The organism is Paenibacillus dakarensis (genome assembly GCF_001373415.1).
GTDB lineage: Bacteria > Bacillota > Bacilli > Paenibacillales > Paenibacillaceae > Paenibacillus_AQ > Paenibacillus_AQ dakarensis.
Window position 1 is genome coordinate 229,546 of the sequence record NZ_CDSE01000007.1, and the last position, 17,060, is coordinate 246,605.

Genomic DNA, 17,060 nt, shown 5'->3' on the forward strand with positions numbered 1-17,060 from the left:
AATCGATTCCGAAGAAGCGACAGCGGTCGCCTAAAAGCTTTCCGAAGGAAAGCTCGCATCGGAAGCATATGCTTTGTGTTCCAATTTCAACCCTTGAGAAAATTAGTTTGGGAAATGGGAACACAACAGCGATAGTAGGAATGATTCGTACCCGCAGCGTCTCCAAAAGGCATAATCCGCACCAATAAAATTAATTACCCTCGAAAGCCCGCGCAAGCTCCTGAAAATTCAGCTCAGCTGTACTCGAAAGCACGATATCCGCATGCGGGAAATTAGCACTGTTGCCGATGGCTACGGCGAACATATTCGCTGCTTTGATGGCATCTACACCAGAGGCAGCATCCTCCACCCCGATGCAGTTGTTTGGTTCGACTTCCAGTTCAGCCGCAGCTGTCAGGAAGATTTCCGGATCAGGCTTGCTGTTCTTCAGCTTGACTACATCCACAATGACGTCAAACTGATCCATAACACCAAGGCGTGTCAGAACAGCGATAGCATTTTTGCTGGCGGAAGCAATGCCGGTCTTCATACCGGATGACCGGATTTCAGCAATAAATTCCTTGATGCCCGGCAGCAGATCTGCCGGTGTGATCGTTTCGATCAAATCAACATAAATTTTGTTTTTCCGGTCTGCAAGCTGCTCCATTTCTTCATCGGAATAAGATACCGGAGTCTTTGCCTGGGTCAAGAGAAGTTTAAGGGAGTCCATGCGGGACACCCCTTTAAGCTTCTCATTGAACTCGCGGGTGAATGGGATGCCAAGCTCATTCGCAATGGCTTTCCATGCTTGATAATGATGCTCGGCTGTATCGGTAATAACGCCGTCCAGATCGAAGATAACGGCTTTAAGGGAATTTTCTTTGCTCATATCAGAATAGCTCCTTTTGATGTCTTCAGCAGTTTTAAGATTTAAACTTAGCCGTGAATGGGCTGAGTAACAGAATGATTCGCTTCGAGTTTCACCAGTTCATCATACAGCTTGATCTCGATTTCATCGCCCTCTACGAGTTCCAGAGTCACGCTGCCTTTTTCGATCAGCACACCGATCAGGCGGCCGCGGAAGTTCAAACGGAACGCATATTTCTCCCAATCCTGCGGAATGGCAGGGGATAGAGACAACCCGCTTTCTTTCAGACGCATACCAGCGAATCCGTATACGATCGACATCCAGGTTCCGCCCATGTTGGCCATATGAAGGCCGTCTTTTGTATTTCCATGCGTATTGTCCAGATCCAGGCGAGCTGTTTCGATGAAGTACTCATAAGCCTTGTCCATATTGCCGATCTTCGAAGCCATGATGCTGAAGATACAGGAGGACAGGGATGAGTCATGGGTTGTGATGCTCTCATAATAATCGTAAGAGCGTTTAATCGTTTCAAGGCTCTGCTCATCTTCCAGCAGGAAGTGTGCCAGAACGGTATCTGCCTGCTTGCACACCTGATAACGGTAAATAGTCAACGGGTGGTAGTTAAGCAGCAGCGGATATTTTTCCTCCGGCGTATTGTCGAAATCCCATACCGCTTTGCGAAGGAAGGTATCATCCTGCGGGTTGATGCCGAGTTCTTCATCATAAGGAAGCAGCATGGCATCCGCCGCTTTTGCCCAAGCTGATATTTCGTCCTCGGTTACGCCAAGGCGGTCACACAGAGACTTGAAGCCGGAAGCATTATAGGACTTCAGAATGGAGCAGCTCTTGGCAGCCCACTTCAAGTTATGTTTAGCCATCACGTTGGTGTAGTAGTTGTTGTTCACGCAGCAGGTATACTCATCGGGTCCTGTAACCTCATCAATATGGAATGCGCCATTGTAATAATGACCCATATCCGTCCATAGGCGCGCCGTCTCGATCAGCACCTCAGCGCCGTAGGATAAGAGGAATTCCTGATCCTGCTCAGCCAGGTAGTACTGAATATAGCTGTATGCGATATCCGCACTGATATGGTATTGAGCCGTTCCTGACGGGAAGAACGAAGAGCATTCCGTTCCGGAAATGGTCCGCCACGGGAATAGTGCGCCTTGGCTGTGACCCATCTCCCGTGCTCTTGCTCTGGCTTGATCCAGCTTGGAGTATCGGTACAGGAGGAGCTGGCGTGCAATGTCCGGCTGTGTCATCAGGAATACAGGGAACATATAAATTTCTGTGTCCCAGAAATAGTGGCCTTCATATCCTTCACCGCTAAGGCCTTTGGCGGCAATATTGCTGTGCTCGTCACGCCCTGCGGATTGAAGCAGCTGGAACAGATTGAACCGGATGCCTTCCTGCAGCTTGTCATCGTTCTGAATCATGACATCCGCCGATTTCCAGTACAGGTTCAAATATTCGGTCTGCTCGTTAACCAAATCCTCGAAGGAAAGGTCCTTCATGCGTTCTTGCAGCTGAATCCCCTGTTCAACTAACTCTTTTCCATGACGAAGGGTGTCCGTATACACATTGAATTTCGTGAAATGGATCGCTTCCGTTAATGAAAAAGCAGCGGTATAAGTCACTTCGCCGTCGCCAGCTTCGATCTGAATGTCTGCATCCGCAGTATCTACGCGATGACGGGATACACAAGCTGCCTGCAGCTTCGAAGCCATCGTCTCATCCATGACATATCCATCGTAGCCTTTCACGCCTGCGTCAACGACTGTCATTCGCTCAGCATGTCCTGCGGCAACCCGTGGGTCATTCGGATTGGTGTAGTTCTTCACTTTACCGTTAATGGTAGAAACGATACGCACTTTGCCATTGAAGTTGATCGGCTCGATCTGGACATCAATTGCGAACAACTCACGGTGCGTAAAGGAAACCAGGCGACGAAACGTCAATTTAATTTCTTTGCCTGCGGGCGATTTCCAATGTACAATTCTCTCGGAATAACCCTTGTCCATGTGCAGGTAACGTTCCTGTTTCGTAATGACGCCATGGTCCAGACGGAAAGGCTCCTGCTCACCCTCCAGGTAGATCAGGATCGTTTGGGCATCAATATTGTTAAGAAGTTTTTGCTGGGTATCAGGAAAGGCGAAGAGCTTCTCGCCGTAAGGGATCTCAATCACATCGTGAAAGGCATTCAGATAGGTGCCGCGAATCGAGGTCATGTTCTCGCCGTAGCCTTCCTCAAAGTTACCGCGAACGCCAAGGTAACCGTTTCCAAGCGCAAAGATACTTTCCATATTAAGTAAATCCTGCTGTGATAATTCAGGATTGGATAATTTCCAAGTCATGTCTTGTCTTCCCCCTTGATCATTATGCTTGAATTTTAGTGCCAAAAAGGGTTATCTTATACTAAAATATTAAGGTTTTTATCATTATTTTTAGGTGGTGCGGTAAAAATGAAACAATCTTCTCCGCCAGCGAATCAGGCTTATTATCTGAACTCACGTATGCAGTTTTTGCGAGAGAATTTTATCCATCCGCCGTTTGATTATGAACATGAGCTGCTTGAAGCGATAAGATATGGTGATGAGAGCAGGGCGATGGACATGCTGCGCAAGATTAACGAGCTGGAAGCGGCTGTGCTTGCGACATATCCCCTAAGGTCTAAAAAGAATGCGCTCATAGCATCATGCACCTTATTCACTCGTGCCATCATTAAGGGAGGGGTGGATGCGGAGTCTGCTTTTCACTTAAGTGATACACTCATTAATGAGATTGAGAAGATTGGGGATGTTGAGCGGCTCATTCATTTTGAATATGAAATGCTGGTTCAGTTTGTATCGATGATCCGCCGTGAGCGAGAGGAACTGTCCTATTCCCATATTGTGAATCTGGCTGTATTTTATATTCGGGAGCATATTTTTGAAGAGCTGACCTTGCAGAGGGTTGCTGAATATTTGAAGGTTCATCCAAGTTATCTATCTGACCGCTTTAAGCGCGAAACGGGTGTATGCATTACAACTTTCATTAACCGGCGTAAGATTGAGGAGTCCAAGCATCTGCTGATCAATACAAATCAGCCGATTTCTGAGATTGCCTTTACCTTCAAGTTCTGCAGCCAAAGTTATTATACGCAGTTGTTCAAAAATTTCACGGGAGTAACGCCGAGAAAATTTCGGATGACCAGAGGCACTTAAGATAACAACTTAGACGATAACAACTTAGAGATGAGAGACTGTTATGAACAGATTAAAACAAAGAATACTTCACTGGAGCCTTGAGAAAAAGCTGATTGCGGCATTTTCCGCTTTCATTGTTCTGCCTCTGATTTTGATCGCCGTTGTCGTATCCTCGATTTACGTGGAGAATTACCGGAGTACGATGGTCGATGCTGTGATCGAGAATAACAGGCAAATTATGAAGAATATCGACACCTCCCTTCAGCCGCTGCAGCAGATGTCGATGCTTCCGATTCAGGATGAAGCGGTGTATTCGATTATGCGAAAAGATTACAACAAGGTATCCTACCCATTGCTTGAGAAGGGACGGGATTTCGATAAAGTGAACAACCTGATCCAGAGCGGCATCATGCTGTACTCCGATTTGATTGATTCTGTTGTCATTTATCATGAGAAGAGCCAGTCGATTATTGGACGAAGCAACAGGGAATATATGAACTTTACCTATTTTGAGGAGGAGTTCATTCAAGAGCCGTTTATTAAAGTAATCAGGGAAGCCTCCGGCGGTTTTGTCGCGGCAGGAGTTCATGAAGAAAGACTTCTTTCAAGGAATGGGATTGAGGTCGTTTCTCTTGGGAGAGCTGTCATGGACCCGTATACGAAGGAAGATCTGGGCTTCATCCTTTTTAATATTTCGGTGGATAAGCTAAAGACACTCTGGAGCAATACGTCATTTTCAGAGAAGACGAAGTTTTATCTGATTGACGAGAACGATTATATCGTTCACAGCACCGAGCCGGAGGAAATAGACACTCCTGCCTCCGCTGTGCTGAGTGGTGAATTCCGATATGATCCTGCCAGCAAACTGCATACTACGGTCAACCGGGAAGCCTATATCATCTCTTCTTTCTCAGATATGGCGAACTGGAAGACGTTAACGATTATCCCGAGGAAAGACCTGTTCTTAATTGTGTACCAGATCATAGCTATTTTAGCGGTGAGTTTAATCCTTCTGCTTGTATTGTCCATTCTGATCTCCGCGAAGATTGCCAAAACCATCATGAAGCCGCTGGCTGTACTGAAACGCAAGATGAAGCTCGTCTCGCAAGGAAACCTGGACGTAACCTTCGATACGACAGTGCATGGAGAGATTGGTGTCATTAACACTGCCGTTGACCAAATGCTGCGGGATATCAGGAGCTTGATTGAACGGATCTACGTGGAAGAGGAAGAAAAACGGAATCTGGAGATGACTGCACTGCAATCCCAGATTCGTCCGCATTTTATATACAATACACTGAATGTTATCAAGTGGATGGCTAAAATTCAGGGAGCATCCGGAATTGAAGAAGCGCTGCAGGCCTTCTCTTCCGTCATGAAGTTCACAGCGAAGAAAGAAGGCGACTATGTAACCATTGCAGAGGAAGTCGAGTTTATAGAGAACTATACGAAAATTCTCGATTTCCGGTACTTCAATAAATTTGATGTCATTTATGATATCGATCCTGAAGTGATGCGTTATAAGACGCTGAAATTTTTACTTCAGCCGCTGGTTGAGAATTCCGTATTCCATGGGTTTGAAGGTATTGATTACAAGGGAACCCTCGTCATATCCATCCATAAGGAACAAGATTCACTGATCATGAAGGTTACGGATAATGGCCGCGGCTTTCCGGATGACGGACAAGCGAAGAAGGAAGCCGCCGGTGAACGGGATACCTTCAATTCCATAGGACTTAATAATATTCGAAGCCGGATCGACCTTCATTTTGGCCCTGAATACGGGCTCTGGATCGATAAGGGTGAGCAAGGCGGAACGGTAGCATGGATTAAAGTACCCATCATAGAAGAAACGGCAGGGTGATAGAAATTGCGAATACTCATAGTAGACGATGAACCTCTTGTTCGGATTGGTATCAAATCAGCCATTGATTGGGCAGCCCATGGCGTGGAGATTATAGGAGAGGCCGGGGACGGTGTAGAGGCTCTGCGAATGATTGCCGAAAGTCTTCCGGATGTCGTGCTATTAGATATAAAAATGCCAAAAATGGACGGCATCGAAGTGCTCACGGCGATTCGGGACAGACAGATCCCTGTGCAGACCGTAATCCTCAGCAGCTTCGATGATATGGCTTATGTGAAGAAGGCCTTGAAGCTGGGAGCAATCGATTATTTTCACAAGCCGGATATTAATGAGCATGAGCTGACAACGATGCTGAAGAACGTAAGGGAGCAGTTTGGTACGGGCCGAGTCCCTGTGGCTGCAGCATCTAATACACCAGGTAATCGGAAGGAGCAGATTTTATATGATGCCCTTCAAGGCACTGTCCACGATATGGTGGAAACGGATCTGAAAGAGGGAAATATGTATGTCGTGCTGTTCAAGATCAAAGGCTACAACACGGTTATTCAAAGGTATACGAAAGGAAAAGAAGCCATACTTCCGAGTACGGTTCAGAATGTGTTGACGGAGATTCTCTCAACAGAGAAGGAAATCGAATATTTACAGCTAAGTGAACAGCTGAATGCCGTCATCATCAGCAACAGTGAGCATAAGAGCCTGCTGGCCTCGTTAACCCGGGTGAATAAAATGGTTCAGACGATCAGTTCAGCACTTAAGCGGTTTGTAAATATTGATATTGTGCTGGGCATTAGCGACTGGTTCGAACATTACGAAGGGATTGCTGCTGGCTATGATCAAGCCTCCAAGGCTTTATCCCATGATTTTTATCATCCGGAGAGCTCCATATTTTATTATCAGCATTTGAAGCAGAAGAGCGAGGCCGTCTATAAACAATTGGATGACTATTTAACTCAGATGAAGGCTGCACTTCGGGAAGAAGCGAGTGAAAGGTTCATGGAGCTGCTGAAGAAGTGGGAACAGTTTCTTGAGCAGGAAGAGTGTATGGAGGAGAAGGAGGTTCGAAAGGTGTATGAAGGCCTCCTGTTTATGCTCGGTCATGGAGAGGACATTCAAGGGGAAGAGCAGGAGGATAGCCCTGATGTGCTTGAGATTCATGATTTTCAGCAATTGTCTGGTCATTACCGAAGCTTATTCGAAGAGCACTTCAAGAAGCGGCACCAAATGGAGAATAAGGGGTACAGCCAGCTGACGCGCAACATCATGGAATACACGAAGGCGCATTATAACGAGAGCCTCTCCTTGAAGCTGTTCGGGGAATTGTTTCATGTCAGCCCGAATTACGTCAGCCGGTTATTTAAGCAGGAGGTGGGGCAAGGACTGTTCGATTACATTAACGAGCTTCGAATTGAGAAGGCGAAGGAATATTTGAAGGATTATCGTTACAAAATTTATGATGTTGCTGAAATGGTCGGGTTCAGTAATCAAGCCCATTTTGCGATTGTATTCCAGAAATATACGGGCCTATCGCCTAAGCAATATAGAAAAGAAGAAGTTTGAGTGTGATTATATATAAAAAAGTGCAATATCGCATAAAAACTACTTTCTATAGCAAAATAGACAAAAAGATAATAGTCAATTTTAAAAAATTAATCATGATTTGATTAATTTTTTTTGTGGCCTTAATTCCTTATGATTTAGGAGCAGGATAAAACAATAATTTATTTAGGGGGTTACACCATGAGAAAAGTGAACAAGAAGATTACTTCCATGTTATTACTGTGTTTGGCCCTTGTTGTTGGTTTAACTGGGTGTGGCGGCAATGAAAGCGCTGACAGTGCTGAGGCAAAAACTGGAGAGAAGGTAACTATTAATTTCGGTTTTTGGGGTACGGCTCAGGACCTAGAAATTTATCAGAAAGCAGCGGATAACATTTCTAAACAATATCCAGAGATTGAACTGAAAATTAAACAATATCCAAGCAGTGAGCAGTTCTGGAACACGCTTCCTGGTGAAATTGCTGCTGGTGTTGCCCCTGATTTCATCAAGCTCTCTAACGAAGGTGCTTATGAGTATATTAACAAAGGGTTGTTCGCACCAATCGATGACTTGGTTAAGACAACTGGTGTAGACATGAATCGTTTCCCTGAAACTTCGAAGGAAATCTGGAATGTAGATGGCAAGCAGTATGGTATTCCGAACAGTGACATGCCTGCTATGTTCTTCATCAACGAGCAAATGTGGAAAGATGCCGGCCTTGGCGAATATCCAAAGACTTGGGATGAAGTTGTTGAAGCAGCGAAAGTGCTGAACAAAGGAAAAGTAAAAGGAATCATTATCAACCTGGATGCATTCCATATTACCAACTACGTGAAGAGCTTCGGCGGCGGCTGGGGTAACGGTAAGACAATCAACTCCCCAGAGAACGTAAAAGCATTGGAATTGATTGTTGACATGTATAAAGAAGGCCTTGCAGTAACACCGAAGTCCCTTGGATTTGGCTGGGATGGTGAAGTGTTCGGTAATGAGCAAGGAGCAATGAGTACTGGTGGTTACTGGTACAAAGGTTACTTGAAAGATGCAAACCCTGACTTGAAATATGTCGCTATTCCAGTTCCTAAAGGCACTACGAACGGAAGCACAATGAGCTCCGATGCTTACATGGTACTGAAAGATGCGAAGAACAAGGAAGCAGCACTGAAAGCGGCTTACTATATGACAAATGATGAAACACAAACCGCATTTATGGATCTTGGCTTCAACCCGGCAGTTACGGCTCTTTCCGAGCAGTATTTTGAGAAAAATCCTGAGTTTAAAGCAATTCAACCAGCACTCGAATACAGCTCCGACTATGGATATCCAACAGATACGAAGCGCTTCACTGATGAGCTTGTCAAGCAGCTTGAAGATTTGGTTCTTGGCGGTTCCGGTAAATCCGCTCAACAGATTCTCGACGATATTCAAAGCCAGTTTAAGTAAGATGTAAGACCACAAGTGCTCCCGCTCCTTGTTTCTAGGGGGGCGGGAGTCTTTGTTCTTCATCCAATCAATTTTACTATGGGAGCGGGGGATAGATTATGTCCGATTACAGCAGCAAGCCAGCAGACCTGAATGGAAAAAAGATCAGGCAATCGCGGTTTCGTTCATTGGCAGATTCCGACAAGACCCTGGGCTGGTTGTTTACACTGCCCTTTTTGATTCTGTGGGTATGGTGGTTTCTGTATCCATTTATCCAGTCTTTTGTAAGAAGCTTTCAGGATGCGAATTTCGCGGCCCTGGATCAGGCCAAATTTATCGGTCTGGACAACTACGTGAACATCCTTCATGATAAGGAATTTTTCCGTGCATTACTTCATTCCTTGCAGATTGTTGTTATTTCGATTCCAATTCAGACCGTGCTTGGTCTCCTTTTAGCTATCCTGGTTAACCAGAAGCTGAAGGGTAAAGGGATCTTCCGGACGGTATTCTTCCTTCCGTATATCACTTCACAGATCGCGATTACAACCGTGTTCATGATGCTCTTCAAGCAAGGGACCTTTTTAACTGAGTTTTTCGGCTGGTTTGGTTTTGGCGATGTTACCTGGTTTGCGGATACGAAATATGCGCTCTTGTTCGTATGTATCCTCTTTATATTCCAGCAAGCCGGATTTACGATGATTGTTTACTTGTCCGGTCTGCAGGAGATTCCGAATGATCTCTACGAAGCAGGCGAAATTGACGGTGCATCCAAGTGGAATAAATTCCGCTACATCACCGTGCCATATCTGAAGCCGATCACTTTCTTTATCGTGTCGGTATCTACCATTGCAGGGTTCCAGATCTATGACCAGATCGCGGCGATCTCCCGTTATGGTGCACTAGGTTCACCGGCTGGCGCTACCAACACGGTTGTAACTTACTTCTATCAGCATGGTATTCGTTATATGAATATCGGTTATGGTAGTGCGGCGGTTGTTATGTTCTTTATCATCATTATGTTGATAACGTACCTGCAAAAAAAATTCTTGGATGAGAAGGAGTGAGAGCAATGAAGACCCGTATGAAGCTAGGTCGACCGTTTCTGTATATCGGTACGATTATCCTTGGGCTTTTATTCGCCCTTCCTTTTCTCTTTACGATCTATACGTCGCTCATTACGATGCGGGATGTCAACACGCTGACATCACCAGCCAACTGGACGCTCGATAACTTTAAGATATTCTTTACGAATGATGCCTACAACGTGCCAAGATGGTTCATGAATACCGTCATTATGACGGGGGCCGTTGTACTTGGTAACTTGATTATTAACCCGATGGCCGGATTTGCGCTTGCCAAACTGAACTTCCGCGGAAAAGCAGTTATCTACTGGATTGTTGTTGCTACAATGATGGTCCCTTACCATATGATTCTGATCCCGGTTTATGTGAACGTTGCGCAGCTTGGATGGCTGAACACATTCTGGGGCTTGACCGTGCCATTCCTGTATCAAGGCCTGTATATCTTTATGCTTCGTCAGTTCTTTATTTCGGTACCGAATGAGTTTATGGAGGCAGCCCGTATTGACGGCTTGACCAAGATGGGCTCTTTCTGGCGGATTGTCTATCCACTGGCTCGTTCGTCTCTGATCACGATGTCTATCCTTGCCTTCGCAGGTACATGGAACAGTTACCTGATCCCGAGTACGCTTGCGAATACACCGGATATGTACGTACTCGTTGTTGGTCTGAACAGTGTGAAGGATATGTTCTTTGAGAATACACCGATGATTATGGCGGGGGTTGTGTTATCTACGCTGCCAATTATCCTGTTCTTCTTCATGTTCCAGCGCCAGTATATTGAAGGTATTTCGAACGCAGGCGTTAAGGGTTGATTTAAATACCTGGGGAGTGAGGGAGGGGGCCAGCGAGCTGTAGCGCTTGCCAAGGAGTGTGATGCTGCAAGCTCTACTCGTCCCGTCAAAGAGCTGAAAGGTCCAGAAGGTACAGCTTCAGCCAGGGGAAAGCAGGATCGTTCATTTTACAGTAAGACAAGAACAGCTGGGGCTTTTGGATGAAAGACTTCAGTTCACGGTAGAGCCCGGAAAGTTTCATTTATGTATTGGACCGCATTCAGAGGATGGGCTCTTAGCCGAACTGATCGTTGTTTAATCTGGATATTATGGGGGATTAAGATATGGACTATCGTGTCATTAAAGAGGGAAATTATTTCTTTCTGACAGGCCTGAATGGGGATATTGCTTTAAGTGATGATCAGGGTCATGGACTGTATACGAAGGATACGCGGTTTTTAAGCCGTATGGAGATATTCATCGATGGGAAGAAGCCGACGCTGCTAACCTCTGCGGGAGATAAGAGCTACTTTTCTACTTTCCGTCTGATTAAGGATACCAAGGATGAGGGTGCAATTGAGGTTGTTCGGGAGCGGTTTATTTACAATGGCATATTGTATGAGCGCTGCACACTAACCAATTATTTCATGAATGATTCAAACATCGAATTTTCTGTCGCTTTTGATGCCGATTTCCAGGATATGTTCGTGGTTCGTAAATACCGCAGCGGGAATGTCGGGAAGATGGAGGGTATCACTTTTGGAGCTCAGGATCTGACACTCAGTTATATCGGAGCGGATAACCTCAAGAGACAGACGCGTATTTCCTGGGATGCTCATGGAGGTAAAGCGGATGAATTCGGAATGGTATCTTTTTCCCTATCTCTGAAATCGAGGGAGCAGAAGGTCATCACATTCTTTGTTATACCGACTATAGACCAGAATTCGAAAGTGGAGCCGCTGACCTTTGAAGAAGGACTTAAACAGCTGGAGAACTCCTATGAGCAGTGGTATACGAATAACACCCGGATCGAGTCTGATTCCGCTCTGTTCAACGGACTATATGCTAGAGGAATGCAGGACCTGCGCATGATGACCATGGATGTGGGGTTCGGGGATACAACCGCGGCGGGATTGCCTTGGTTTGCCGTTCCATTCGGCAGAGACAGCCTAATCACCGCAGCCTTCATGCTTCCGGTGAACCCGCAGATCTCTAAGGGAACGCTGAGAACACTTGCTGCTTACCAAGGGGAAAAGGTCGATCCTTGGAGAGATGAAGAACCGGGTAAGATCATGCATGAAATCCGTTTCGGTGAGCTCGTAACGACAGGGCAATCGCCATTCTCGCCTTATTTTGGCACGATAGATTCAACACCGTTATTTCTGGATCTGATCGGCGAATATTATCGCTGGACAGGCGATCTTTCCTTAGCGGAAGAGCTTAAACCTAATATTCTTCGCGCGCTGGCGTATATCGATAGATCGCTTGAAGCAGGCTCCGGATTTATGGCATATAAGCAGGAAGCCGAGAAAGGCTTCCCGAATCAGGGCTGGAAGGATTCGGCCAACTCGGTTATCCATGAGTATGGTGAGTATGCGGAAACACCAATCGCGCTTGCCGAGGTTCAAGGGCATGCATACCAGGCAAAGAAAACACTCGTCCCGGTATTCAACGCAATGGGAGAAGCCGAGCTTGCCCGTAAACTGGATGAAGAAGCTGAAGCGCTGAGAGCCAGATTCGAAGCGGCATTCTGGATGGAAGATGAGCAGTGCTATGCGATCGCGCTGGATAAGGATCTGCGTCAAGTGCGCAGCGTTACCTCGAACCCAGGGCATCTTCTCATGACCGGATTGCCTGAAGCTGCCCGGGCCAAGGCGCAGGCGGAGCGAATGATGAAGCCAGATATGTTCAACGGGTATGGTATTCGCACGATGAGCACAGGCTCTACAGGTTACTACCCGATGAGTTATCATAACGGTAGTGTGTGGCCGCATGATAATGCAATGATCCTGCTGGGCCTTGGCAAGATGGGATTCAAAGAGGAAGCAGGCAAGGTCATTTCCGGACTGCTGAAGGCCTCGGAGCACTTTGAATATCAGCGGCTTCCGGAACTGTTCTGCGGGTATGACGCGGAACTGGGTTATCCGGTTCCATATCCGACAACATGCTCTCCGCAGGCGTGGGCAGCGGCAACGTCGATTGTATTCGTTCAAGCGATGCTCGGATTGTATCCGAATGCAGCGAATAAGGAAATTGTGTTGTCTCCATTCCTTATTGAGGGTATGAATGAGCTGAAGGCAGAGCATATTGCGATCGGAGAGGGACATTTGTCCGTTCGGGTTGTACGTGTTGGTTCTGCCGGAGACAATACGTTTAACGTGGAAGTGCTTGAGAACACGACCGGATTTGTGTTGAAATCCAGGGACAAAGGCGTTCTCCAGAATAATTCCGCCTTCTCCGTTGCAGCAATAGGATCTTAAGTTCAAAGCTTTCTAATAGCGATAACAGGGTATTCCAAAGGTCTGAGGATCTGAGGGTTACCCTGTTTTTGTGATTTTATTAACGAATATGGCGGACTGTAAATTGTCCGGTTTAATATGTTTATTCCTTTACAATAATAGAAAATGAGGTACCGTTTGCAGCGGAAGGTTACTCATCATAAACACAGCTTAGTTGGTTTCATGCAACATCCTGAGAGAACGATGCGTCAATAGACAAGAAGCAACCAAGAAAGGATGATGAACATGAAGAAACGATTGAAGAAGTCGGCTGCAGCACTTCTGGTCTCTGCGATGGCCGTGTCCGGAGGTGCAGCATATGCAGCACCTAATGCGGATGTGCAGCAGGATCAGGAGATCCAAGCGGAGCTGATTTCAGCTATTACGAATTATGGTGTAACCATTAACGGTGAGAATGCAAAAAACAACGGGTTCATGAACCAGGAGAGCAAGCAGGTCATGCTTCCACTGCGTGAAATTGCAGAAGCTTTGGGATATGACCTCAAGTGGAATAAGGAAGCGCGTTCCACAGAGCTGACGAAACCGAATACACCCGTATGGAGTCTCGTACAGACGGACAAAGACGAGTATAATGAGAATAAAATGCTCGTGAAACTCGGAGCGGCCCCCGTAAATATTCTGGGCACTTTGTATGTACCTGCACAATACTTCAGTGACGTGCTTCACCATGGTGTTGTTATTGAAGGTGCGCAAGTATCCGTTACAACCGGGGAATCGGAAGCAGAGGATGCGAAGACCGTGAAAGCTAGTGGTGTAATTACAGCTGTCTATAATGAAGAGGACCGCAAGGCTGCACATATCAATGGTGCAGGCCCAGACGGTATTATTCTGAATGTGGACGAGAATACCGTTATTTTGAATGCAGCCGGCGAGAAGATTGAGCTTAAAGATCTGTCTCTTGGTCTGGATATCAATGTTGTACACAGTTTAGCGATGACGATGAGTCTGCCGGGGCAAACGTACGCTTATGAAATCAAAGTAAAGCAGGATTCTGATCGGAAAGACTTGCTTGGGACGTCAGGCACCATTACTCCGAATGAGGATGGGTCGAGAATTAAGGTGACAGGCATAGGGATGACAGAGGCTTCTCCAAAAGAAGTTGTGCTTAACCTGTCTGCTGATACCGTGATCGTAGACCAAGATGGTAAAGACGTGAAGGCAACCGACCTGAAAAAAGATGACAAAGTGCTTGCATTCTATGGCCCGATGCTGACCAAGAGCCTGCCGCCCATCGGCGGCGCTGTTAAAATCGTTGTCATGAAGTAATCATAAGCAGGACAAGCCAGAAGCCTTACCGCATGCGGTAAGGCTTTATTTATCGTCTGGAGGGTTAGAACTTTCTTCGTGTGCGTTTACAAAAAGGAATAAACTGGATGCGGGGCGAATACTGTACACCATTATTAATCATCGATATTACCGTTAGGGGGAAGTCGCATGAAGCGCAGCTGGATTAATTCGCCGTATGCATATTCACTCGGCATGTTCGCTATGATGGTTCCCAGTCAGGCATTCAGTTCGTTTTACAGTTATTTTTATGTGGATAAGCTGGGGCTCGGCATCGGTCTGGCTACGCTGGCAAGAACGATTTTTCTCATCTGGGATGCCCTTAACAACCCTCTATTCGGATATTGGTCGGATCGGACCAAGACGCGCCTTGGAAGACGCAGGCCTTGGGTGTTTGGTGCGATTCCGCTGTTTATGATTTCATTTGTAATTATTTTTTCACCGCCGGAGAGCCTTTCGGAGAACGGATTATTTATCTGGTTTCTTGCAGCGCTCATTCTGTATGAAGCTGTGGCAACGGTGCTGTGGGTTAATTACGGTGCGCTATTTCCAGAGTTATACCGCGGTGATCGCGTCCGTGCTAAAGCATCGGCAATCCAGCAAGGCTATCAGGTTGTTGCCCTGCTGATCGGAACAGCACTGACACCGATATTGTTTGGCTTGATGGGTTTCTCTAATATGTCGATCCTGTATGCACTGATCTTTGGTGTTTTTATGTTTCTATGCATGATGAGCGTGAGAGAGCAGCCAGATCTGTCCCAGAGTGAGCCGTTAAAGCTCGTCGTGGCTTTTCGCGAGACGCTGAAGAACAAGAAATTTTGGGTTTTTAATATTTCAAATTCGTTTGCCCAGACGGTCAATGGATTGATCAGCTCCATCATCCCGTTCTATGCGAAGTATGTGCTGAGAATTCCGGAGGAGCAGGTGTCGATTCTGCTTGCCTCCGTATTCGTGTCAGTTATTCCGCTTGTATTTGTCTGGTACTGGATCATCCGCAGAATGGACGGGGTAAAGGCGTGGCGTCTTTCACTTGCCGTGTATGGCTTGTCTGTTATTCCGCTGTGGTTCGGCTATGATCTGGCCAGCGGCGTGGCTGCCGGAGTTGCTGTAGGCTTCGGACTCGCGGGATTTCTGGTGACACCGGCAATGGTGAGCGGCAGCATCATCGATGAGGATGCGGAGAGAACAGGACAGCGAAGAGAAGGAATCTATACGGCGGTCAGCGGTTTTATTACCCGCTCCAGCGGGCTGATCTCGGCGCTTGCTTTTTCGTGGTCGGCATTATCTTTGGCTATGAGAGCGGAGAAAACCCGGGATCTGATCCTGAATCGACGTTCCGGTATTTGATGAGTGTGGTCCCGCTGGGTCTTCTGGTCATTTCATTCCTGATCTCTTTTGCCGCTAAAATCGGATTTCATACCAAGACAGGAGGTGTATCAGGTAATGGGCAAAAGGTTGATTATAAACTGTGATGACTTCGGTCAGAGTGCGGCGACGAACAAGGCGATCATGCATATCCTGGGGGAGGGCAAGGCATCGTCCGCGACGATTATGGCTCCTGCTCCCGGGTTCGAAGAGGCAGCAGCATGGAGTGCCAGGAGGAAGCAGCCGAATGTGGGGCTTCATCTTACATTGACAAGTGAGTTTGAGGCTTTGCGGTGGAGCAGCTTGACTGGGCATCCTTCGCTTCACGATGATGCAGGATTTCAGTATCGTACGGTCAAGGAGTTTGAACAGGGGTCCGAGACGAGGGCGGTCATGAAGGAGATTGATGCCCAGTATCGGCTTGTGCAAAAGGCCGGCATCCGGATAAGTCATGTCGATAACCATATGGGCAGCTTGTACGGTATGGAAACGGGGCGAAGCTTCCTTCCCCGGACGTTTTGGAAAATATCGAGGTGGGGTCTGCCATCACGCTTTTTCCGCTACATCGATAAGGAGGACCCTCTCCTCAGCACGCTGTCTGATATCGAACGGCCGGTAGCTCTTGCATCCGGGCTCGCAGATACATTTGGCGTACCGATTCCGGATTACCTGCTGTCCCATCCCTTTGTTAAACTGGAGGGAGAAACCTATGAGAGTTTTAAACAGAGCATCCTTGCGAAGCTGTATAGGCTTCCGGAGGGGGTTAGCGAAACCTACGTTCATCCCGGCGCTGACGATCTGTGGAGCTTTACGAACATTCCGAATTGGGAAAAAAGAGTATGGGAGTACCGGCTTCTGTTCGATGAGGACTTCGGGTATACGCTGCGTGATGCCAAGGTCATTCTGACCGATTACCGTTATGTGCAGGAGCATCTAAATCGCCCGCGTGTACGGTCGGCACTGAGGCTGGTAAGGGAGCTTTTGAGGAAGTAGATGAATAGTGTGATCTGCCTATAGAAGCAAAGCCCGATTAGTTATTTCGAATATGACAATAAAACTTGTTTGAATTTTAAATATATACATTGACCCGCGGACAATTGTCCGTTAGAATAAAAAACGCACTTGCGGACAATTGTCCGCAGGTTACATAGATACAAGGGAGGATAAGGTCTTGGATATGGGAGTG

12 protein-coding genes and 1 pseudogene are annotated in these 17,060 nt (G+C 46.7%); 11 read left to right on the forward strand and 2 right to left on the reverse strand.

The genetic code is table 11. The annotated features are described in order from the left end of the window. Positions 1–190 precede the first annotated feature (190 nt). Both pgmB and BN1234_RS01515 read right to left on the reverse strand, forming a co-directional pair. On the reverse strand, positions 191–868 hold the full coding sequence (gene pgmB, locus BN1234_RS01510) for a beta-phosphoglucomutase (protein ID WP_054954893.1): 678 nt from the start codon (positions 866–868) through the stop codon (positions 191–193). A 47-nt stretch (positions 869–915) separates the two neighbouring features. Next, positions 916–3,204, reverse strand: coding sequence for a glycoside hydrolase family 65 protein (locus BN1234_RS01515; protein ID WP_054954894.1), 2,289 nt, complete (start codon positions 3,202–3,204; stop codon positions 916–918). 108 nt (positions 3,205–3,312) lie between these two features. Between BN1234_RS01515 and BN1234_RS01520 the strand changes: the two genes are divergently transcribed. The 11 genes and pseudogenes from BN1234_RS01520 to BN1234_RS01565 all read left to right on the forward strand — a co-directional run bounded on the left by BN1234_RS01520 (position 3,313) and on the right by BN1234_RS01565 (position 16,867). Beyond that, complete coding sequence (locus BN1234_RS01520) at positions 3,313–4,053, forward strand: helix-turn-helix domain-containing protein (RefSeq protein WP_054954895.1); 741 nt, start codon at positions 3,313–3,315, stop codon at positions 4,051–4,053. Between the two features lie 43 nt (positions 4,054–4,096). Further along, entirely contained in the window at positions 4,097–5,899 is a 1,803-nt protein-coding gene (locus BN1234_RS01525; RefSeq protein WP_054954896.1) for a cache domain-containing sensor histidine kinase, read from the forward strand. Between the two features lie 6 nt (positions 5,900–5,905). After that, positions 5,906–7,456, forward strand: a complete 1,551-nt coding sequence (locus tag BN1234_RS01530; protein ID WP_054954897.1) for a response regulator transcription factor — start codon at positions 5,906–5,908, stop codon at positions 7,454–7,456. A 180-nt stretch (positions 7,457–7,636) separates the two neighbouring features. Then, positions 7,637–8,875: an ABC transporter substrate-binding protein gene (locus BN1234_RS01535; RefSeq protein WP_054954898.1), complete on the forward strand. Its 1,239-nt coding sequence runs from the start codon at positions 7,637–7,639 to the stop codon at positions 8,873–8,875. Positions 8,876–8,973: 98 nt separating this feature from the next. Beyond that, positions 8,974–9,918 (forward strand): carbohydrate ABC transporter permease, encoded by a 945-nt coding sequence (locus BN1234_RS01540; protein WP_054954899.1) that lies wholly within the window; start codon positions 8,974–8,976, stop codon positions 9,916–9,918. 5 nt (positions 9,919–9,923) lie between these two features. Then, positions 9,924–10,748, forward strand: a complete 825-nt coding sequence (locus BN1234_RS01545; protein ID WP_054954900.1) for a carbohydrate ABC transporter permease — start codon at positions 9,924–9,926, stop codon at positions 10,746–10,748. Between the two features lie 136 nt (positions 10,749–10,884). Beyond that, the gene (locus BN1234_RS22665) at positions 10,885–11,025 is read left to right on the forward strand and encodes a hypothetical protein (protein ID WP_245640055.1); all 141 of its coding nucleotides are present in this window, start codon (positions 10,885–10,887) and stop codon (positions 11,023–11,025) included. Between the two features lie 25 nt (positions 11,026–11,050). Continuing rightward, positions 11,051–13,186, forward strand: coding sequence for an amylo-alpha-1,6-glucosidase (locus BN1234_RS01550; protein ID WP_054954901.1), 2,136 nt, complete (start codon positions 11,051–11,053; stop codon positions 13,184–13,186). Positions 13,187–13,450: 264 nt separating this feature from the next. Further along, positions 13,451–14,491 (forward strand): copper amine oxidase N-terminal domain-containing protein, encoded by a 1,041-nt coding sequence (locus BN1234_RS01555; protein ID WP_054954902.1) that lies wholly within the window; start codon positions 13,451–13,453, stop codon positions 14,489–14,491. Between the two features lie 168 nt (positions 14,492–14,659). Beyond that, a pseudogene (locus tag BN1234_RS01560) lies at positions 14,660–15,981 on the forward strand (MFS transporter). Then, positions 15,953–16,867 carry a polysaccharide deacetylase family protein gene (locus BN1234_RS01565; RefSeq protein ID WP_054954903.1) on the forward strand — a complete coding sequence of 305 codons (915 nt, stop codon included), beginning with the start codon at positions 15,953–15,955 and terminating at the stop codon, positions 16,865–16,867. Before BN1234_RS01560 ends, BN1234_RS01565 begins: the two are co-directional and overlap by 29 nt. Positions 16,868–17,060: the final 193 nt, after the last annotated feature.